Source organism: Candidatus Zixiibacteriota bacterium (assembly GCA_035574315.1).
GTDB lineage: Bacteria > Desulfobacterota > Binatia > UBA9968 > UBA9968 > DATLYW01.
In genome coordinates this window covers 125,794-145,397 of the sequence record DATLYW010000033.1, presented here as the reverse complement: position 1 = coordinate 145,397, position 19,604 = coordinate 125,794, and the positions used below count along the sequence as shown (strand labels likewise).

The 19,604-nt window shown below is 66.3% G+C and carries 16 protein-coding genes and 1 riboswitch; of the genes, 4 read left to right on the top strand and 12 right to left on the bottom strand.

Features of this window, described 5'->3' with window-relative positions; genetic code table 11:
* Nucleotides 1–27 precede the first annotated feature (27 nt).
* Entirely contained in the window at nucleotides 28–618 is a 591-nt protein-coding gene (locus tag VNN77_11850) for a hypothetical protein (protein ID HXG52085.1), read from the top strand.
* On the opposite strand, the gene VNN77_11845 is transcribed toward VNN77_11850, so the two are convergent.
* The 12 genes from VNN77_11845 to dinB form a co-directional block, all read right to left on the bottom strand.
* Nucleotides 608–2,569: a TRAP transporter fused permease subunit gene (locus VNN77_11845; GenBank protein HXG52084.1), complete on the bottom strand. Its 1,962-nt coding sequence runs from the start codon at nucleotides 2,567–2,569 to the stop codon at nucleotides 608–610. The two genes, VNN77_11850 and VNN77_11845, sit on opposite strands and share 11 nt — an antisense overlap.
* A gap of 58 nt (nucleotides 2,570–2,627) precedes the next feature.
* Nucleotides 2,628–3,656: a TAXI family TRAP transporter solute-binding subunit gene (locus VNN77_11840; GenBank protein HXG52083.1), complete on the bottom strand. Its 1,029-nt coding sequence runs from the start codon at nucleotides 3,654–3,656 to the stop codon at nucleotides 2,628–2,630.
* A gap of 125 nt (nucleotides 3,657–3,781) precedes the next feature.
* On the bottom strand, nucleotides 3,782–5,005 hold the full coding sequence (locus VNN77_11835) for an MFS transporter (GenBank protein ID HXG52082.1): 1,224 nt from the start codon (nucleotides 5,003–5,005) through the stop codon (nucleotides 3,782–3,784).
* Nucleotides 5,006–5,333: 328 nt separating this feature from the next.
* Nucleotides 5,334–6,404, bottom strand: a complete 1,071-nt coding sequence (locus tag VNN77_11830) for a DUF6282 family protein (protein HXG52081.1) — start codon at nucleotides 6,402–6,404, stop codon at nucleotides 5,334–5,336.
* 327 nt (nucleotides 6,405–6,731) lie between these two features.
* The gene (locus VNN77_11825) at nucleotides 6,732–7,733 is read right to left on the bottom strand and encodes an LLM class flavin-dependent oxidoreductase (GenBank protein ID HXG52080.1); all 1,002 of its coding nucleotides are present in this window, start codon (nucleotides 7,731–7,733) and stop codon (nucleotides 6,732–6,734) included.
* Between the two features lie 93 nt (nucleotides 7,734–7,826).
* Nucleotides 7,827–9,023 (bottom strand): CoA transferase, encoded by a 1,197-nt coding sequence (locus tag VNN77_11820; GenBank protein HXG52079.1) that lies wholly within the window; start codon nucleotides 9,021–9,023, stop codon nucleotides 7,827–7,829.
* A gap of 23 nt (nucleotides 9,024–9,046) precedes the next feature.
* Nucleotides 9,047–10,294 carry a Xaa-Pro peptidase family protein gene (locus VNN77_11815; protein HXG52078.1) on the bottom strand — a complete coding sequence of 416 codons (1,248 nt, stop codon included), beginning with the start codon at nucleotides 10,292–10,294 and terminating at the stop codon, nucleotides 9,047–9,049.
* A gap of 184 nt (nucleotides 10,295–10,478) precedes the next feature.
* On the bottom strand, nucleotides 10,479–11,699 hold the full coding sequence (locus tag VNN77_11810; GenBank protein HXG52077.1) for an MFS transporter: 1,221 nt from the start codon (nucleotides 11,697–11,699) through the stop codon (nucleotides 10,479–10,481).
* Nucleotides 11,700–11,735: 36 nt separating this feature from the next.
* A complete protein-coding gene (locus VNN77_11805; GenBank protein ID HXG52076.1) occupies nucleotides 11,736–11,960 on the bottom strand; it encodes a DUF167 domain-containing protein in 225 nt (74 codons plus the stop codon).
* A 197-nt stretch (nucleotides 11,961–12,157) separates the two neighbouring features.
* Nucleotides 12,158–13,165, bottom strand: a complete 1,008-nt coding sequence (locus tag VNN77_11800; GenBank protein HXG52075.1) for an aldo/keto reductase — start codon at nucleotides 13,163–13,165, stop codon at nucleotides 12,158–12,160.
* A gap of 11 nt (nucleotides 13,166–13,176) precedes the next feature.
* Nucleotides 13,177–13,872, bottom strand: a complete 696-nt coding sequence (locus VNN77_11795) for an HAD family hydrolase (GenBank protein HXG52074.1) — start codon at nucleotides 13,870–13,872, stop codon at nucleotides 13,177–13,179.
* 213 nt (nucleotides 13,873–14,085) lie between these two features.
* Nucleotides 14,086–15,177, bottom strand: a complete 1,092-nt coding sequence (gene dinB / locus VNN77_11790; GenBank protein HXG52073.1) for a DNA polymerase IV — start codon at nucleotides 15,175–15,177, stop codon at nucleotides 14,086–14,088.
* A 100-nt stretch (nucleotides 15,178–15,277) separates the two neighbouring features.
* Nucleotides 15,278–15,361, top strand: a riboswitch (ZMP/ZTP riboswitch).
* A gap of 175 nt (nucleotides 15,362–15,536) precedes the next feature.
* On the opposite strand from dinB, the gene VNN77_11785 reads away from it, so the two are divergent.
* The 3 genes from VNN77_11785 to VNN77_11775 are packed head-to-tail and all read left to right on the top strand — an operon-like array spanning nucleotide 15,537 to nucleotide 19,600.
* Entirely contained in the window at nucleotides 15,537–16,679 is a 1,143-nt protein-coding gene (locus tag VNN77_11785; protein HXG52072.1) for an alanine--glyoxylate aminotransferase family protein, read from the top strand.
* A gap of 1 nt (nucleotide 16,680) precedes the next feature.
* Nucleotides 16,681–18,264 carry a phosphoglycerate dehydrogenase gene (serA, locus tag VNN77_11780; GenBank protein ID HXG52071.1) on the top strand — a complete coding sequence of 528 codons (1,584 nt, stop codon included), beginning with the start codon at nucleotides 16,681–16,683 and terminating at the stop codon, nucleotides 18,262–18,264.
* Between the two features lie 28 nt (nucleotides 18,265–18,292).
* Nucleotides 18,293–19,600: an adenylosuccinate synthase gene (locus VNN77_11775; protein HXG52070.1), complete on the top strand. Its 1,308-nt coding sequence runs from the start codon at nucleotides 18,293–18,295 to the stop codon at nucleotides 19,598–19,600.
* Nucleotides 19,601–19,604 lie beyond the last annotated feature (4 nt).

Here is a 19,604-nt window from a genome sequence, read left to right as displayed (position 1 = left end):
TGATCGCGGATGAGCGGCGCCAGACAGGTGGCAGCAGCACTGCTCGGACTTTTCATGACCGCCGCAGGTTCGACGCCGACGCCGTCGCCCGGACTCGACCGGGAAGCCGCCGACCGCCTGCAACGCAAGATCGACGAGATCGCGCGAAACGGCGCCGCCCGGCCGGTCAAGCCGAAAACAACCCGATTCTCCGAGAACGAGATCAATTCCTATCTTGCGTTCAATCTGCGGGAGAAAACGCCCGCGGGTCTGACCGATCCGCGCGTCGCTCTCCTGGGCGGCGGGCGCCTGGCGGGCCGGGTGATCGTCGATCTCGACGAGTTCAAGCGGCAGCGCGGCACCGGGGGGTTCGCCGATCCGTTGACCTACGTCTCCGGCCGGGTGCCTCTCACAGGGCGCGGCGTGCTGCGCACCCGGGCCGGGAAGGGTCGCTTCTATTTCGAGTCCGCGGAGCTTCGAGGCATCCCGCTCCCGAAGGAGATCGTCCGGGAGCTCGTGAGCTTCTTCTCGCGCACGCCGGCAAACCCCGCCGGCATCGACATGGACGCCCCGTTCGATCTCCCGGCGGAGATTCGCGAGATCGCGGTCGAGACCGCCAGCGTCACCGTCATCCAGTAGAGGCGCCGCCGCCGATGAGCCCCGGCGCGCCAGCCCTCTCGCGCGCAAGCCATTCCACCGACCACAAGACGGCGGCCAGGAGCAGTCCGGCCCCGTTGCTTCCCCAGGTGAGCAGTGCATGGTCGCCGCTCTGAACGACGGGGACCAGCAACCCCATGGCGGCGGCGAGAAAGAGCGCGCGGCGCGCCAGCCCCAGCGGCCGAAAGAGATAGCCCACGAGCCCCACCCCCAGCAGAATCGCGCCGCCGATCGCGGTCACGATGGAAAGGGCCACCTCGTACCAGGTCCCGATCAGCAGCAGCGACGGAGAAAGAACGAAAAGAAACGGCACGACGTAAGCGATGGCGCAAAGCCGCATCCCCTCCCAGCCGGTTTTGACCGGATCGGTCTTGCCGATCGACGCGGCCGCGTAGCTCGCCAGACAGACCGGGGGCGTGATCATGCTCAGCATGCCGAAATAGAAGATGAACAGGTGCGCCGCGATCGGCGCCACACCGAGCTTCGAGAGTCCCGGCGCGACCAGCACGGCGAGCAGGACGTAAACGGCGGTGGTCGGCATGCCCATGCCGAGGACCATGCTCACGCCCGCGGTCAAGAGCAGGAGCAAAAAGGTACTCTCCTGGCCCAGGCCCAGCAGGGTCAGGGTCAGCGTGAACCCGAGCCCCGTGAGCTGCAGGATCCCGATGACCACGCCGGCCAGGCCGGTGATCGCGGCGATCTCCAGCATGCCGCGGCCCGCGTTCGTCAGGATCTTCAGGATCTCCCGCGGCCCCAGCCGCACGCCCGGCGTGAGCCAGCCGACGACCAGAGCCGCGCCCGCCGCCAGCAGGCCCGACTCCTCCGGCCGGCGGTTCAGGAAAAACATGCAGAGTATCAGCACGCCCAGCGGAATCACGAAGCTTCCGGAGCGCTTCAGGACCGGCAGCAGGCTCGGGAGCTCGGCGGGCGGCAGGCCGCGAATGCCGTTGCGCGCCGCGAGGAGATCGACCTCGATGAAGAGCGCCGCGTAGTACAGCAGCGCGGGCACGAGCGCCGCCAGAGCGACCTGCGCGTAGGGAACCTGCAGATATTCCGCGATGAGGAACGCCGCGGCTCCCATGACCGGCGGCATGATCTGCCCGCCGGTGGAAGCCACCGCCTCCACCGCGGCGGCCACCGGCGGTGGATAGCCCGCCTTTTTCATCATCGGAATCGTGAACGCGCCGTCGACCACGACATTGGCCACGGCGCTGCCGCTGATGTTGCCGAACAGGCTGGAGGAGACGATCGCGATCTTGGCCGGCCCGCCGCGGAAGCGCCCCATGAGCGCGAGCGAGAAGTCGCTGAGAAACTCGGCTCCCCCGACGGCGTAGAGCACCTCGCCGAAGAGGACGAAGACCACGATGATGCTCGAGCCGACCTGCAACGCCTGGCCGAAGATCCCGTTGGCGTCGAGATAGAGGTACGTGGCGAGCCGCGCGACGGCCCAGCCCCTGCCGTAGAAGTCGCCGGGAAAAAGATGGGCGAAGAGCGCGTAAAGAACGAAGCAGGCGGCGATGGTCACGAGCGGCAGGCCGACGAGCCTGCGGCACGCTTCCGCCAGCAGCAGGACTGTGGCGCAGCCGAGCACGACCCGCTCCGGCGAGATCTCGCCGAGCGAATTCACGATCTCGGGGTAGTAGAGGAAGATGTAGAGCCCGGTCGCGCCGCCGCCGAGAGCCGCGGCGGCGTCGAGCCGGGGAAGCCGCCGCGCGTGCGCGGAGCGGGCGGGAACGAGCAGGTAGGTTGCCGAGAGACACAGGGCGAGAAAAAGCCCCATGTACTGCTCGTTGAACACGAGCCAGCCCAGGCGCTGGGGCACGCTGAGAAGAAAAACGATCCCGGCGACGGGGATTGCGGTCAGCAGGCAGCGGATCGCGCCGTCGGCGGGGCCGCCGAGAGATCGAGCGCGAGCGGTTTCCTCGATTTCCATCGAGTCTGCCGGACGTCGCCGCGCGGGCCTGACGCGCGCGGGCCCCGGTTCTGCAACTCTACCGGCAGATTTCTTTCATGCGCGCCTCATGCCTGGCGGTCCAGGCCCCGACTTCCTTGTAGAAGCTGATCGCGCCGGGATGGTAGGGAACGGTAAAATTCGTGATCGCCTGCGTCTCCTTGGTCCAGCGCTTGAAAAGCGGATGGATCGATTGCAGCTCCGGCAGGTTTTCCCACCACGCCTTCACCAGCGTATAAACGGTTTTTTCGCTGACCTTGCTCGAGCCGGCGAGCTGCAGCGGGTACCCGATCACGTAGGTCTCTCCCCGAATGCCCGTGGCCGGCGCCGACTTGACGATCGAAGCGCCGTAGCGATCCATGATCTTTCTGGCCGCGTCGTCGTTGGGAATGCTCAGGAAGCGGATCGGCTCCATGGCGTTGACCTCTTCGATGATGCCGATCCCCACGCCCGTGAACGACGCGTCGACCTTTCCTTCCGGGACCGCGCGGATCCCGTCATTGAGGTTGGAGACCCGAACCGGCACCACGTCCGAGGGCTTCAGCCCCGCGGCCTCCAGCGCGGCGTTCTGCCAGGTCTGATTGATCGCGTGCCCGCCGTAATCCCAAGCCAGCCGCTTGCCCTTGAGGTCGGCGACCTGCTTGATGTCGGATTTGTCGCGCACGATCAGCCCCACGGTGAACGGAAAGACGCCGCCCGAGATGATCCTCACGCCTGGGTGGGGCTTCTTGTAGTTGCCGGTTCCGGTCGCGGCCATGTAGGAGTCGAGAATGTTGATGATTCCCATCTCGATCTCGCCGCTCTCCAGCAACGGAATCCACGCGTTCGGCCCGTTGTAAGGCTGTACCTTGGCGCCGATAGGGGTCTTCTTGCTCGCGACGGCTGCGAGACCCGAGGCGATTGCGTGCGCGCCGGTTCCCGCAGGATTGGTCCCGATCGCGACCGTCCGCGGGAGACCGGTCTCCTTGTTGGTAACCGGCCCGCAATCCAGCCTGGCTGCTGACGCCGGCGGCGCTGAAAGCAAAAGCGCGAGCAGAACCGGAACCGGAAAGTGTACGGGGATCCGCATCGGCTTCCCTCCGCGTCATCGAGTCGATAAGAAGGCGGGCGGATGTCCGGCCGCCGGGCGGGGCACGGCCGTATATCCCTCTTTCTCGGCGGCGATGTCAAGGCCCGCCCGCCGCGGCCGTTTGCTCACGCGGGGCGCTTCGGGGGTTTGGCAAGCCACATGCACAGGGCCGAGAGCGCGCCCACGCCGCCGAAGATCGAGAATCCGGCGGCGTAGCTCCGGGTCAGGTCGTGGGAAAGGCCGGCGATCACCGGGCCCATGAAAGTTCCGAGCGTGGTGATCGAGCGGCTCATCCCGTGAATGGTCGCAAAGGAACGCGTGCCGAAATAGTCGGCTCGAATCGGCTCCTGCAGGGAGGCCAGCCCGCCGTAAGCCAGCGAGTAGACCACCATGAAGGTCGTAAAGAGCGTCGGCCCCGATGCCCGCCCCATTACGAGAACCGAAAGGGCGAGCGACAGGAGCAGCGCGATGATGAGCCGCCGCTTGTCCATCAGGTCTCCCAGCCAGGCCACGCCGAGGCGTGCGGGGGCGCCGATCAGCGCCGAAAGACCCAAAAGGCTGCTCGCGGCCGCCGTGCTCCAGCCGCGGTCGACGAGCAGGATGACGAAATGGACCGAGACGCCCTCGGTGACAAGGTGGCGCAGTCCCATGGCGATCGAAAGCAGCCAGAACGATCTCGTCCGCATCGCTTCCCTCAAAGTGAACTCGACCTCGTTCGAGGAGCGCGGGTACGTCTTTCCGCCGTCGTCGGCCTCGCCGCGCAGGGCGCCGGCGGGCGACCGGTACTGAAGGTAGATCCGGCTGATCACGACCGCGAGCGGCAGGCTCACGGCCAAGAGCGCCAGCCCCGACAGGATCGCCGCCGCCCTCCAGCCCCAAAGCCCGATCATCCAGCCGACCACCGGCACGAGCGCGCCGGAGAGCCCCGGGCCCATGCGGTAGATGCCGAAGGCGAGACTGCGCCGCTCGCGAAAAACCTGGGCGATGGCGACGCTCACCGGCATGTTGTTGCCGAGGCTCGACCCCAGCACGATGCCCAGCACGATCGCCGCATAGAGCATCGGAAGGGAATTAACGATGCTGAGGCAGAAAAAGCCCAGGGCGCCGAGGCCGATGCCCACGTACATCATCCTCGGCGGGCCGAAGCGATCGGTGGCGTATCCTTCGAGGGGCCCGAGCAGCCCGGACTCGATCCGCGCCAGGGAAAAGGCTCCCGAGATCGCGGTCCGGCTCCAGCCGAACTCGCGCTCAAGGGAGGGAAAATAGGCGCTGAGGCCGAAATAGCTGAGGCCGGTATAGACCGCGTGCGCCGCGCAGCCGGCGATCACCATCCACCACTTCGGATCCATGCGGCTCATCTCCGGGCTCGAGGAGCGCAGGCGCCCCTCGCGGACAAACCAGAAGAGCGAGCTTTGGGTTGGCGGGGCGCCCCGCACCATCGGGGCGCCTTTCGCCGGAAAACCTGCTGAGGGGCTCCTGGCAGGAAGACATCCATCGGAAGCCGGGCCGAGACCTGGAGAGCGCGGGCCCGGGACGTAAAAGCCCCGCTGCGGCCCGAGCGGCGGGATACCCCCTCCCGGGGCGGAGGCGGGCCGCGACGCAGCGGTTCGTGGACTGCAATCCGAAGGCCTCGGCCGCGACCCGCCGGCACGCGATGTCCGCCAACTCAGGAGCTCGCTAGTGCTTCCGCCGGTACCCTGCAACCGCCTCAGGGCTCACCGTGGCGGCTTCCGCCTGGTCGAGCCACATGAGCTTCGCCGGATTGTCCTGCAACATCATCTTCACCTCCGCCGGCTTGATGCCGAAGCCGAGGAGCGCGCGAATGAAGACGCGCATGCCGTCGATCGCGTCCATGTGGAGCACCTGGCCGAAGTCGCTGCCGATGATGCAGCGGTCCGGTCCGATCTCCTTGATCGTCCGGATAGTTTCCATCGGATCGGCGACCGGCTGGTACAGGCTGGGAATCATCGGCTGGCAGTAGGTCCCGACGTAAACGCCGAGATCGCGAAGCTGCTTCATCTCGTCGAGCAGGAGCTTGTTGAGCTCGAGCAGCGGATGGTCGAGGGTCGCGCGCACGCCGATCTCCTTGGCCAGCCGCGCCAGCGGCAGCAGCTCCTGGAAATCGGTGTGGCCGAAGCCGATGCCCACCTTTTTTTCAGCCGCCATCTCCATGATCTGCCTCACCTCCGGCAGCACCTTCCCGTCCTCGTCGCACAATCGCACGCCCTCGTGCTCCGGATGGCCGGCGCCGCGCCAGAAGCCGTAGGAGGTGAAGGTCGGGAACCAGATCATCTTGAAGTTCGGGTACTGCAGGCCCACGCGGACGTAGTCCGGCCGCATGCCGAAGCACATGCCCGCCCCACCGTAAACCTCGACGCGATGCGTCAGCTCCCCGCGTGCGACCAGCTCGTCGATGTGCCGTTGCACGAGGTACGCCGCCGGAGCGCTGAGATTCCAGTGGTCCTTGAAGGCGATCGCCCGCATGCCGCACCGCGACGCCTCGACCGCGATCTGGATCATGTCCTGCGAGCGATGGACGAAATCGGGATACGCGTGGATGTGGCAGTCGATGGCGCCCTTGAGCAGCTCGTCCTCGATCCCGGGATGGATCTTGAGCATCTCCGGGTTGTCCTTGAGCATCTGGTAGAAATAGTCCTTGGCGTTGAGCTGGCGCACCCGGGCCACGCTCAAGGTCCGTCCGACCATGAGCTGCTCGGCCGCCTGGGCATCTGCAGCGAAGTCACACATGGAACCCTTCTCCCTTCCTCTGTTTGTTGATGCGTTCGATGATGGCTCGGTGGTTCAAGGAGCTCGCTCGTCGGCAGACCTCGCCCGAGAGAAGGACGACACCTGGCGAGCGCGGGCCCGGGACGCAAAGCTCGTTGCGTCCCGGGCGGTCCGACGATCCAACCCGCGGGCAGCATGGCGCCCGGCGAGGCACCGGCCCTTGGACCGCGGTCGAAAGGTCTCGTCCCGGGCTCCCCTGATACGATGTCTACATGCTCGCAAACTCGCTGATGGTCAGCTCAAAAGTCCAGGATAAAAACCGGGAACCGGAAACCAGGGACTCGAAACCTATGAGCGTTGCCAGGCTTCCAGGAACCGCCTGGCGTCCTCGACAACTGGCTCGGTCACGGGTACGTACGGAATCACCATCCGGGTCACCCCGGCTTCTTCGAACTCTTTCATCCTTTCCTTGATTTCTCGGACGTCGCTGGCCGGAACCACCGGCAGCTTGTCCATGTATTCGTCCGTCAGGGCGCCCATGGCGGCCTTGAATCCGCCCTTCTGAAACGCTTCATGAATCGCGTCGACTTCCTTCTCGAATCCCATTCCGCGGAGCATGTCGCTGTAATGATCGGCGATGTTGTAAAAAGTCAGCACCTGCCGCAGCTTGGCCCGGGCGAGGGTCTTATCGGGATGGAGCGAGACGCGGCTCTTGGCGATGATCTCGATCTTGCTCGGGTCCCGGCCCGCAGCGACGGCGCCTTCGCGCACGCGCGCCGCGATTTCCTTGACCTTCGCCGGAGTCGCCATGTTGATGAAGACGCCGTCGGAAATTTTCCCGACCAGCTTCGTCATCTGAGGGCCCAGGCCCGCGAGATAGATCGGCGGATGGGGATATTGCGGCTTCCAGGAGAGCTGGAACCTCGTGCCGGTTCGATAGATCTCGCCCTCGTACTCGACCCGCTCGCCGGCGGCGACCCTCCGGACGATGTCGATGTATTCCCGCGCCCGTTTCAGCGGCCGGTCGAACACGCCCCCGTGCCAGGCGGCGATGCTCTTGTTCGCCACCCCGAGCCCCAAAAGCAGCCTGCCTCCGGAAAGGTCCTGCAGCGTCGCGGCCTGGATGCCGAGCGTCACTGGGCTCCTGCCATAGATATGGTAGATCGCCGTGCCCAGTTTGATCCTTTTGGTTCTGGTGGCGACGCCTGACAGCAGAACCATCGGATCGGTGCTGTTGGATTCGCCTTTCCAGAACGCCCCGAATCCCGCCTGCTCGGCCAGCTCGATCAGCTCGACCACGCCAGCCGCCGGATAATGGGCGGCCGAGTTGATTTCGATGTCGTAGATCATATCGACTCCTGTCCCGTGTCGTGTCCGGGCGGCTTCCGCCCCGGCGCGGATCCACCCCGGGAAGCGGTGCCGCCGAAAATTCCGCTCGAGCCGTCAACCGTGAAACGTCTTGACGACGCCTTGCGCGATCCACTCGTCGACGACCTCACGACCGTACCCCATTTCGGTCAGAATCGCTACGGTGTGCTCACCGACGAGCGGCGGCGCGCCGGAGGTTTTTGCCGGAGCTCCCTGGAAAGCAACCGGCCCGCGGACAAAGCCGAGCTTCCCGGATTTCGGGTGCTCCACTTCCTCGGTGAGGTCAAGGTGTCGGACCTGAGGGTCGGCAAGCGCTTCGGCGACGTTGTAAAGGGGAGCGGCGGGAACGTCGCGGGCGGCAAAACGCTCGAGCCATTCCTGCCGCGTTCGCCTTGCAAAAACGGAGGCGAGCTCGGCCTCGAGCTCTTCGAAGTGCTCGCGCCGGGCGTCTCGCGAGGCAAACCGGGGATCGGATGCGAGATCCTCGCGCTCGAGAGCCTGCAAGAAAGACAACCAGAATTTTTCCGGCACCGAGCAGTGGACGACGACCGGCAACCGGTCGCGGCAGACGAAAGCGAACGCGTGCGCGTTCTTCACCCGCGCCTTGCGGTCGGGAACGACTCCGGTCCGGAGAAACCCGGCCGCCGTTTCTCCGATGAACGAAAGCGTCGCCCGCAGGAGCGAGGTCTCGACCCGCAGGCCGGAGCCGGTCCGGCCGCGCGCCGCGAGCGCGCCGAGAACGCCGTACCCGGCGGAGAGTCCGGTCACGTAATCCGAAATCGCCATTCCCATGATCTTCGGCCGATCCACGTCGTTCAGCAAGCTGAGAAGGCCGCTGGCGGCCTGCCCGAGAGTGTCGAACCCGGGCTTGTCGGCGTACGGTCCGGTCTGGCCGAAGGCGGAAATCGAGCAGTAAACCAGACGCGGATTCAACGCGCTGAGCTTTTCGTATCCGAGGCCCAGCCGCTCGGCCGTTCCCGGGCGGAAGTTCTCGATGAAAACATCCGCCGTTTTGATCAACTCGATACAGATCTCCCTGCCCGCGGTCGATTTCAGGTCGACCGCGAGGCTTTCCTTGTTCCGGTTGAGATGCGCGAAGTTGAAGCTGAAGCAGGGATCGGGCGCAAAGTAACGATAAGGGTCGCCGTCGGGGGGCGATTCCAGCTTGATCACGCGCGCGCCCAGGTCCGCCAGCAGCGTCCCGGCATACGGGCCGGTGACGAAAGTCGCGCACTCGATCACCGTGACGTCGTTGAGGAGCTGAAAGGGCATCGACGGGGTTGGCGGAGACCCGCTTACCGCGGCGCCACGAGGATCTCGTCGCGCGGGAAGCAATCCATGATCTCCGCGCCGTTCTTCGTGACCACCAGCATGTTCTCGAGGCGCACGCCACCCACCCGGGTCTCGCCCTCACGGCACTCCACGGCCAGCGTCATCCCCTCCTCGAAGACCTGCGGGTGATCGAACGACCAGAGCCGGTTGATGATCGGCATGTCATAGCCCGTGCTCGTCCCCAGGCCGATCCCGTGGCCGATCTCGCTCGCCAGCAGCTCGACCTCGCTCTTGTACCCCCAGCGCTCCGCCGGGGGAAAATGCTTCGCCGCGTCCGCGGTCGTCTTGCCGGGCTTGATTTCGTCGATCACCGCGTCGACGCGGTCGCGGACCGCCTTGTACCAATCCTTCTCTTTCGCGGTCGGCTCGCGCCCGACGATGAACGTCCGGTACGTGCAGCTCCCGTAGCCCATGTAGGTCGCGCCGCAGTAGGAGCCGTAAACCAGATCGCCGACCTGAATGATCCGGCTGGTCGCGTGACAGCCGCGATCGAAGGTCATCGGGCCGGTGCGCCACCCGCCGGGCACGGCCGATTCGAGCCCGTATTCGTAGCCGGCCGCCGAGGCGAGCGCCATCAGGTCAGTGTCCTTCATCCCGGGTTTCAGGCTCTCCCAGACGCGAAACCACACGCCGTCGACCATCGCAGCGCAGGTCTTGAGACAGCTGATCTCGTCCTGATTCTTGATCATGCGAGCCTCGAGCATGAGGCTGCGGGAGTCGACGATGTTCTTGATGCCCGCCTGGATCAACGCCTCGCGTGCGGTTCCGTCGAAGCCGCCCAGGCCGAGCTTTTCTCCGAGAAGGCCGCGCTTTTCGAGCTCCGCCTTGATCTCGCCGGCGAAGGCCCTGGCTTCGGCGGCGGAGGCTTCCGGGCCGGGCGAACCCGTGAGCCAGGAGCGCGCCGGGCGCCACTCGCGGATCCATGGGCACTGATCGGGCATCTGATGGTAGTAGCCGTCGTGCTCGTACATGACGGGATCGTGCTCGGCGAAGAACAGGACGTAGCGGCACATCGGATAGGCGAAGCCCTTCAGCGCCGTCAGGTAACGGATGTTCTGATGGTTGGCTTCCAGAATCGCCGCGATGCCGTACCTGCGCATGAGCATCCGTGCACGCTCCACCCGCTGGCGCCGCATGCGGTCCGGATTGAGGCGCTCCTGCCAGTCAGCCGTCTCGGGGCCGAAGGTCAGTTTGGACGCCAGTTTGACCATGACGAACCTCCTGGAACTGGTTCGGTGTGCGAGCCCTCGTCCGCCAAGGCTCCTCCTCGGCGGACGAGTCTATTATTATGGAAAGGCGCGGGCTTGCAACCGATTGCCCGCGTTTCCTCCGGGCGCAAAGAGCCCCGGCCCCTGCAAACGCCCCGAGCCGAAGCCGCGAGCGCGGGCGCCTTCCTCAAGAGCGAAGCCCGGCCCCCGGGCCGCGCGAGCGGGCGAAAACGACCGCAGCGAGCCCGAACGCCAGGAGCGGAAAGAGCGCGATCGAGCCGACTGCGGCGGGCAGGCCGCGGGCGTCGGCGACCAGCCCCGCTGCGAGCGGAGCGAGAAAAGACAAAGCGGCGTTGGCGGTGAAGATGAAAGCCACGATCGTTCCCGAGACGCTCTGGGGCGCCGCGTCCATTGCCGCCGTGATCAGCACCGGCCTGAGCGCCCAGAGCACCAGCCCGATAGCGCCGAAAGCCGCCGCGAGAGGCCAGCCGGTTTCGAGGAAGGGGACCGCGGCGATCGCGAACACGCTCGCCAGAGAGAACAGCATGATCAGGAAATTCCTGCCGAACCTGTCGGAAATCCAGCCCGCGAACGTCGGGGCGGTCCCGGCGAAGAAAAACAGCACGGACATGTAAAAGCCCGTGGCGCCGGCGCCGAGCTTGAGATGCAGGCTCAGATAAAGGGGCAGGAACGCGCTCAACGCGACCTGGCCCATGGCGCGCAGCGTGGAAACCGCGACGAGGCCCAGGACGGTCCTGTTCTTGAGGACCTCGTTCCACAGCACTCTCCGGTACTCGCGCGTGCCTTCGGCTGGCGCGGCCGCCTCCGCGCCGAGCAGGGCGTAAGCGACGCCCACGACCAGGCCGGGAACGGCCCATACCTGCAGCGCGGAGCGCCAGTCCAGAAACGTGAGAAGGAACCCGATGGCGAGCGGGCCGATGACTTCTCCGAGGTTGCCGCTGCTGTCGTGGACCCCGACGGCAAACGTCCGCCTTTCACGATAGCGCGAGGACAGGATCGCAAGTGACGGCGGATGGAACCCTCCCCCTCCGAGCCCGCTCATCGCCATGAAGACCGCCAGGGCCGCAAAGCTCGCTGAAAGGCTCAAGCCCAGGCTCGCCATGCCGAGCAAAACGAGACAGAGGCCGACGAGCCAGTGCCGCCCGCGCCCGCGGTCGGCGAGAAAACCGCAGGGCATGCTGCCCGCCGCGGCCATCAGGCTCCGCGCCGAGACCAGCGCTCCGGCCTGCGCCATGCTCAGGCCGAGCGATGCCGCGATCAAAGGGAGCACCACCGCAACCACCGCACCGAACAGGTGCTCGGTGGTGTGGGCGATCGAGTTGGCGGCCAGTCGCCCCCACGCGGCGAATGGCCGGGCCATGGCGTACGTCGTTTCCACCCTGGACATTTCTCTCCTTCCGGCCGCGGCGCACGAACGGCGATGCTAGCCTATCTCGACGATCTTCTTTCGCGCCGAGCGGCCGGCGACGATGCGCACCGCCGATTTGCGAACCGAAAAATAATCTGCCAGAAGCTCCAGCACCGCCTGGTTGGCTCTTCCCTCGGCGGGCGGAGCGTTGACCGACACCCGGTACTCGCCGGGCGCAAGCTCGATCACGCCCTCCTTCTTCGCCGCCGGTTTGACGATCACCCGGATGCGAATCGACATCGTTCGGCCGCCCCTCGGCGGGTCAAAAGATTCAAGGAAAAGTCGCTCCGCTCCGGTTCAAACCGTTCACACCGTTCAACCGCTTCGCTCCGTTCAAGCCGTGCGCCGCTCCGCAGCCGCAAACTGCTCACGGCTTACTGCAACGGGGGGCAGGCCGGAAACCGAAGACCGGAAAGACAAGAACCGGAACCCGGAAATCATCCATCGGCAAGCCTTCCGAAATCGGTTCTCCAAAGCTCCCGCAGGCGCGCGAGCTGCTCCGCGGAAAGGCCGGCGGCGCCGGAGCACGCGACCGCCTGGTCGATGTGGCCGGTATTGGAAAACCCGACGAGCACGCTCGACACCTCCGGCTTCATCAAAGCAAAGCGAATCGCCGCCCCCGCGAGGCTCCCGGGGTCGACCCCGAGCGCCTCGCGCACCTTCTCGGCGCGCTCGCAATCGAGCCGGTAGTCCGAGCCCGGGGAGAGCGGCTCCGGGCTGCTTCCGCCGCCCGCGCTCGGGTCCGATGTCAGCGCCCCCGCCGCGAGCACCCGGATGACGAAAGCCCCCATTCCCTTCGCCGCCGCGCGATCGATGATCCCGCGGTAATCGAGAGCGCTGAAACCCTCAGGCACCGGCTGCCCCGCGCTCGGATTGAGCAGGTTGTAGTACGCCTGGAACGCGTGGAACTCGCCGCTGTCGACCAGCTCGCACAGGGCGCCCGGATCGCCGAGGCCGCTGAAGCCGAAGTAACGGACCTTGCCCTTGTCCCGGGCCGCCTTGAAGGCTTCGATCACCCCGTTCGGACCCAGCACGTCGGCCGGCGTGAGGCTGAAACGTCCGGCTGTGCCTCCCTTCGATGTCACCCGGGTGTGGAGCTGGATCACGTCGATACGGTCCCGCCCGAGCCGTTCGAGCGCTCCGTCCACGGCCTGCGCCGTGGCGGCCTTGACATCGCCCAGAGCTTCCGGCCCGAGGCGAATCTTGGTCGAAACGACCGCCGGGGCCCCGAGCTCCCGTAAAATGCGGCCCAGGTTCCCCTCGGACTTGCCCAGACCGTAGGCAAACGCGGTGTCGAAATAGTTGATGCCGCAGTCCAGGGCATGGCGGACCGCCCGCATCTGCTCGTCGTAGGAGGCTTTGACCATCAGCACCGCGTTGTTGCCGCAGCCGAACCCGATTTCGGAGATTCTCAGATCGGTTTTTCCGACGCTTCGATACCGCATGCCTCTCCCCGTCAGAGCTTCGCCAGCACGGACAGCACGGCCTCCGTATCCGACAGATCCGGAAGGCAGGCATCGGGACCGTAACCGCGGAGCTCTTCGACCGGATATCGTCCCGTTCCGACCAGGAGGCAGCGCATCGCGTTTTTTCTCGCGCAATCGAGGTCCTTCGGCGTATCGCCGACGATGATGCAACGCTCGGCGGGGATGCTCCGGCCCGCGAGCCTCTCGTAGCGTCGCCTGGCAATCGGCGGCAGCTCTTCGCGGTAACGGGAGTCGCTCGCATACGCGCCGCAGGCGATGTAGGAACGCAACCCCGCCGCTTCGAGCTTGATCGCGGCTGGTGCCTCGAGGTTTCCCGTAACCACTCCCAGTCCCACGGCCGGCTCGGCGGCGAGCGCCGCCAGCAGCTCCCGCGCTCCAGGGAGCGCGCGAACGGAGACCGCGCCGCGGCTGAGTGCTTCGGCGTAGCTTGCGGCCAGCTCCCGGGCAAAGCTTGCCCATTTTTCCGGGGTCGTCTCCACCTCGAGCCCCGCCTTCCGGAAAATCTCGAGCACGATCAGAGGATCGGTGTTGCCGTCGGGAACCACCGAGCGGATGTCGGCGGCGACCCCGAAGACCCGCGAGACTGCCTCGTTGAACGGCATAAAGCCGTTGCGCGTGCGCGTGAGCGTGCCGTCGATGTCGAACAGAACCAGGCGATCCGTCAAAACAGCGAAAGTTTCTCACAAACTCGCCGGCAATGCCAGCCGCGGCAATAACGTTCTTCGGTTCCGGCTTTCCGGTTTACGCGCCGGCGAGCAGTAAGCAGTGCCCCGTGAGCAGTTGGCCGCGGGGAGCGGCGCACTGCTTGAACGGAGCGAAGCGGTTGAACGGCTTGAACGGTTTGAACCGGAGCGAAGCGACCAGCCGGAGCGAAGCGACTAAAAAAGCCTTTCCAGTCGAAGGCCGACGAGGCGAATCGCTTTCCCGCGCGGATTCTCGCGCGCGTCGAAGAACGGCAACAGAAGCTTGAGCGCTTCGCGCTTGACCCGACCCGTCGCCTCCTCGTCGTCGACCGCCGAAAACCCCTCTTTCACGCTGCGCGAGCGGTTCCTGGTCTCGAAGTCGGAGAAGCGCACCGTCAGCGTGAGGGTTCGAAAGCCGGAAAAGCCCCGCGCGCGCAAGCGGGAGACGACGCGTTGCGCCATCCCGTCGAGCCGCTCCGCCACGAAAGCGATGCTCCGCGTGTCCCGCTCGAAGGTCTCCTGCTCGCCGATGGACTTGGGCGTCCACTCGTTCGAAACCGCCGAGTCGTCGATGCCGCGGGCTTTCTCGAACAACTTGCGCCCCCATTTGCCGAACCAGTCCGACAGCGTCGCTTCGGGGATCTGCCGGAGGTCGTTGACGGTGTTGATTTTCCTCTGGCGGAGGAACGCTTCGCTTTTCGGGCCGATGCCGGGAATCGCCCGCACGGGAAGCGGGTCGAGAAACGCCTGGACCTCTTCCGGCCGGACCACCGTGAGGCCGTCCGGCTTCTGGTGGCCGGAGGCGATCTTCGCGACGAGCTTGTTCGGCCCGATCCCGACGGAGCAGCCGAGGCCTTCCTTCTCCCGGATCTCGGCTTTGAGCGCTTTCATGCGCTCGGCGGCGGCCTCGAAGCTCCCCAGCGACGAAAGATCGAGATACGCCTCGTCGATGCTCGCCTCCTCGAACGAATCGGCGGCGCGCGCGAGGATCTCCATGATGCGGGTCGAAACCTCCGCGTAAAGGGGGAAGTTCGGCCGCACGAAAACGGCGGCGGGCTCACCGCGCCGGCGCGCCGCCTCGGCGAGCCGCCAGGCCCGCGAGATCGGCAGGGCCGAATGGATGCCGTAGCGCCGGGCGGCGTAATTGGCGGTCGTCACCACGCCTCTGCCCCGTCCTCCCTTGGGGTCGGCGCCGACGACGACCGGAAGACCCCGCAACGCCGGATTGTAGCGCTCCTCCACCGCGGCGTAGAAGGCGTCCATGTCGACGTGCACGATGATGCGCATGGTTGGCGGAGGCGCCCGCCGCTCTTTTCTTACCACAACTCCTTGCGCTGTTTCCCGCCGGCCGTTGACAAGGGAACCGGGGTGCGGTAGATGTTTTCTGTACGTTTTGCGCGACTGGCGTCAACGTGGAATTAACCACGGGGGAGTGCAAGGCATAAGACGGCCGAACGCCTGGGTCTCTTAGCCCAAGAGGTTCAGGCTTTTTTTATTGCTCGCGGTACTCAGGCGGCCGCCCGCGGAAAGTTGATGCCGTTGATTCGTGCGACGTACCCGCTGAAGCATTCCTTCGCTCGCCCCAGGGGCCGCGGGTCGCCCCATGCCGCGGCCGGCCGCGCTCCGCTCGAACGGGAGACGAATTCATGATCAAACACTACCTGCTCTCGCCCGGTCCGACTCCGATCCCCAACGAGGTCGCGCTGGCGATGTCGGAAACGATGATCCATCATCGCACGCCCCGGTTCAACGAGGTGTTCGAAGAAGCGCGGCAGGGGTTGAAGACCCTCTTCGGCACGCGTAACGACGTTCTCATGCTCGCCTCCTCCGGTACCGGAGCGATGGAAGCGGCGGTCGCCAACTTGTTTTCCCCGGGCGAGAAGGTGCTGGTCGTCAACGGCGGCAAGTTCGGCGAGCGCTGGCTGCAGATCTCGCGCGCCTTCGGCCTCGCCCCGGTGGAGGTGAAGGTCGAGTGGGGCAAGGCGGTCGAGGTGGGCGCGGTGGAGGAACAGTTGAAGACCCACCCGGACCTCAAGGGCGTCCTCATCCAGGCGAGCGAAACCTCCACGACGGTGCTGCACCCGGTGCGCGAGATCGCGAAGCTCACGCGCAACGGCCCGCTGCTGATCGTCGACGGCGTGACCGCCGTCGGGGTGCTCCCGGTGCCGATGGACGCGTGGGGCATCGATGCCCTCGTCACGGGGTCGCAGAAGGCCCTGATGCTCCCTCCGGGCCTCGCGTTCGTGGCGCTGAGCGACCGTGCATGGAAGCGGACCGAGAGCGCGACCCTGCCGCGGTTTTACTTCGACCTCAGGCTTGAGCGGAAAAACCAGGCGAAGGGCTCGGGCGCGTTCACGCCGGCGGTTTCCCTGATCTTCGGCCTGAAGGCCTCGCTCAAGATGATGGAGCGGGAAGGCTTCGATCGCGTCTACGCGCGCCACGAGCGCATGGCGCGCGCCACCCGCGCCGCCGCCGTCGCCCTTGGGCTCACGCTGCTCGCCCCGGAGCATCCCAGCCCGGCCGCCACCGGCGTCTTCCTGCCGCCGGCCGTCGACGCCGACCGGGTGCTCGACTACCTCCGCGACCGGATGAACGTCACCTTCGCCGAGGGCCAGGACAAGCTGAAGGGCAAGGTGATCCGCATCGCGCACGTGGGCTACATGGGCGCGTTCGACGTCATTACCGCGATCGCCGCGCTCGAGATGGCGCTGCGCAGGTTCGGGGTCGAGCTGCCGTTCGGCCGCGGCGTGGCGGCCGCCGAGGAAATCCTGATGGAGGCTCTCGCATAGAATGAAGATTCTCGTGACCGACTCGCTCGCGCCGGAAGGGCTCGAGGTGTTCCGCCGCGCCGGCGGCTTCGAGGTGGACGTTCGTCTCGGGCTCAAGCCGGACGAGCTCAAGAAAATTTGCGCCGACTACGACGGCTGGGTCATCCGCAGCGGCACCCGAATCACCGCCGAGCTGATCGAGGCGGCGAAGAAGCTCAAGGTGATCGGCCGCGCCGGGGTGGGCTTCGAGAACATCGACGCCGAGGCCGCCACCAAGCGCGGCATCGTGGTGATGAACACCCCCGGCGGGAACAACGTGACGACCGGCGAGCACACCATCGCGCTGATGATGGCCCTGGCGCGCCATATCCCTCAGGCCGTCGCGTCGCTCAAGCGCGGCGAGTGGGACCGCAACCGCTTCGTGGGCGTGGAGCTGTGCAACAAGACGCTCGGCGTGATCGGGCTCGGCAACGTGGGCCGCATCGTCGCCGAGCGGGCCGTCGGCCTGCGCATGAAGGTCATCGGTTACGACCCGTTCATCCCGCCCGAGAACATCGCCCGGATGGGCGTGGAGCCCGTCGCGCTCGAGGAACTCTTCGCGAAATCCGACTTCGTCACCGTGCACGTGCCGTTGACGTCCGAGACCCAGGGGCTGATCAACCGCGACGCCATCGCCCGGATGAAGACCGGGGTGCGCATCATCAATTGCGCCCGCGGCGGCATCGTCGACGAGAAGGATCTGGCGGACGCCATCCGGAGCGGCAAGGTGGCCGGCGCCGCGCTCGACGTCTACGTGGAGGAGCCGCCGCCGCCCGATCACCCGCTGATCCGGATGGAGCAGGTCATCACGACTCCGCACCTCGGCGCGTCCACGGACGAGGCCCAGCTGAACGTCGCGGTCGCCGTCGCCGAGCAGATGGTCGACTTCCTGTCCAAGGGGGTGGTGCGCTACGCCGTGAATGTGCCGTCGGTGAGCCCCGAGCTGCTCGAGATTCTGCGCCCCTACCTGACGCTCGCGGAAAAGCTCGGCAGCCTGCAGGTGCAGATGGCTGGAACGCTTCCCACGCAGGTTCACGTCGAGTATCGCGGCGACGTCACCCAGTACAACCTGGCGCCGCTGACCGTCGCCGTGCTCAAGGGGCTTCTCACCCCGATCATGGAGTCGGGCGTGAACTACGTCAATGCTCCGGTGATCGCCCGCGAGCGCGGGGTGCAGGTCGTGGAATCGCGCGGCGAGCAGGCGGGCGACTTCACGAGCTCGATCACCGTCAGGACCAGGGCGCGCGGCAAGGAGCTGGAGGTCGAAGGGGCGATCTTCGGCAACCGGTACCCGCGGATCGTCCGCGTCGACAGCTTTTATCTCGAGGCGGTCCCCGAGGGTTACATCCTGATCCTGCGCAACCGGGACGTCCCGGGAGTGGTCGGGGCGGTCGGAACCATCCTCGGCAGGAACGGCATCAACATCGCGGGGATGGAGCTGGGACGCACGGAAAAAGGGGGCAACGCCATCTCGTTCACCCACGTCGACGAGCCCGTTCCGAAGAAGGCGCTGGAGGAGCTGCGCGCTCTGCCGCAGATCGTCTCGGCAGAGCTGGTGAAGCTGTAAGAACGGCGGTCTCCGAATCGAGCGAGCCATGGCCAACGTAGCGGTCATCGGGGCCCAGTGGGGCGACGAGGGAAAGGGCAAGATCGTCGACCTCTTCGCCGAGCACGCCGACATCGTCGTCCGCTTCCAGGGGGGCAACAACGCCGGCCACACGCTCGTGGTCGACGGCAAGAAGACCGTCCTGCACCTGATTCCTTCGGGGGCGCTGCACGCGCGCAAGCTCTGCGTCATCGGCAACGGCGTCGTCGTCGACCCCGAGGTGCTGCTCGCGGAAATCGCCGAGCTCAAGCGGGCTGGCCGCCTGCTCGACGACGCCATGCTGCGGGTCAGCGATGCGGCGCACCTCATCATGCCGTACCACAAGGCGATCGATCTTGCGCGCGAGAGGATCCGCGGCCGGGGCAAGATCGGAACCACGGGGCGGGGCATCGGTCCGGCCTATGAGGACAAAGTGGCGCGGATCGGCATCCGCTTTGTCGACCTGCTCGAGGAAGACACGTTTCGCGAGAAGCTCAGGCGCAACATCGAGGAGAAGAATATCTACCTCAAGGCGATCCTGAAGGAGAAAACGCTGGACTTCGACCGGATTCACGACGCCTACGCCGTCTACCGCGACAAGCTCAGGCCCTACGTCACCAACACGAGCATGCTGCTGGAGCGCGAGATTCGCGCCGGAAAGCGGGTGCTCTTCGAGGGCGCGCAGGGCACGCTGCTCGACGTCGACCACGGCACCTACCCCTATGTCACCTCCTCGAACACCGTCACCGGGGGGATCTGCACCGGGGCCGGTGTGGGGCCGCAGCACGTCCAGCAGGTGATCGGGATCTCCAAGGCCTACACGACGCGCGTCGGCGGCGGTCCCTTTCCCACCGAGCTCAGCGGGCCCGAGGGCGAGGCGCTCAAGCGCGAGGGAGTGGAGTACGGCGCCACCACCGGCCGGCCGCGCCGGTGCGGCTGGTTCGACGCGGTCGGCGTGCGCCACGCGGTGCGGTTGAACGGAATGAGCGCGCTCGCGCTCACCAAGCTCGACGTGCTCAGCTCGTTTCCCAGGATCGCGATCTGCACCGCTTACCGCTGCGACGGGGAGCTGCTGGACGACTTTCCCTCGAGCACCAAGATGCTGGAACGCGCCGAGCCGGTCCTCGAGGAATGCGAGGGGTGGAACGAGCCGCTGTCGCACGTGCGGAAGTTTTCCGATCTCCCGCGCAACGCTCAGAAATACGTGAGCCGGCTCGAAGAAGTGGTGGGGGCCGAAGTGATCGTGGTCTCGGTCGGACCGGACCGCGAGCAGACGATCGTGCGTCGCAACCCCTTCGACGGTCCGGACCGCGGCTGACGAA

What these genes read in the sequence shown, in the direction of transcription:
- dinB (HXG52073.1), bottom strand. Translation starts at nt 15,177, where the DNA reads ATGCGCATCATCGTGCACGTCGACATGGACGCCTTCTACGCCGCGGTG.
- VNN77_11840 (HXG52083.1), bottom strand. Translation starts at nt 3,656, where the DNA reads ATGCGGATCCCCGTACACTTTCCGGTTCCGGTTCTGCTCGCGCTTTTG.
- VNN77_11785 (HXG52072.1), top strand. Translation starts at nt 15,537, where the DNA reads ATGATCAAACACTACCTGCTCTCGCCCGGTCCGACTCCGATCCCCAAC.
- VNN77_11805 (HXG52076.1), bottom strand. Translation starts at nt 11,960, where the DNA reads ATGTCGATTCGCATCCGGGTGATCGTCAAACCGGCGGCGAAGAAGGAG.
- VNN77_11835 (HXG52082.1), bottom strand. Translation starts at nt 5,005, where the DNA reads ATGGATCCGAAGTGGTGGATGGTGATCGCCGGCTGCGCGGCGCACGCG.
- serA (HXG52071.1), top strand. Translation starts at nt 16,681, where the DNA reads ATGAAGATTCTCGTGACCGACTCGCTCGCGCCGGAAGGGCTCGAGGTG.
- VNN77_11815 (HXG52078.1), bottom strand. Translation starts at nt 10,294, where the DNA reads ATGGTCAAACTGGCGTCCAAACTGACCTTCGGCCCCGAGACGGCTGAC.
- VNN77_11830 (HXG52081.1), bottom strand. Translation starts at nt 6,404, where the DNA reads ATGTGTGACTTCGCTGCAGATGCCCAGGCGGCCGAGCAGCTCATGGTC.
- VNN77_11820 (HXG52079.1), bottom strand. Translation starts at nt 9,023, where the DNA reads ATGCCCTTTCAGCTCCTCAACGACGTCACGGTGATCGAGTGCGCGACT.
- VNN77_11825 (HXG52080.1), bottom strand. Translation starts at nt 7,733, where the DNA reads ATGATCTACGACATCGAAATCAACTCGGCCGCCCATTATCCGGCGGCT.
- VNN77_11845 (HXG52084.1), bottom strand. Translation starts at nt 2,569, where the DNA reads ATGGAAATCGAGGAAACCGCTCGCGCTCGATCTCTCGGCGGCCCCGCC.
- VNN77_11800 (HXG52075.1), bottom strand. Translation starts at nt 13,165, where the DNA reads ATGCGGTATCGAAGCGTCGGAAAAACCGATCTGAGAATCTCCGAAATC.
- VNN77_11775 (HXG52070.1), top strand. Translation starts at nt 18,293, where the DNA reads ATGGCCAACGTAGCGGTCATCGGGGCCCAGTGGGGCGACGAGGGAAAG.
- VNN77_11810 (HXG52077.1), bottom strand. Translation starts at nt 11,699, where the DNA reads ATGTCCAGGGTGGAAACGACGTACGCCATGGCCCGGCCATTCGCCGCG.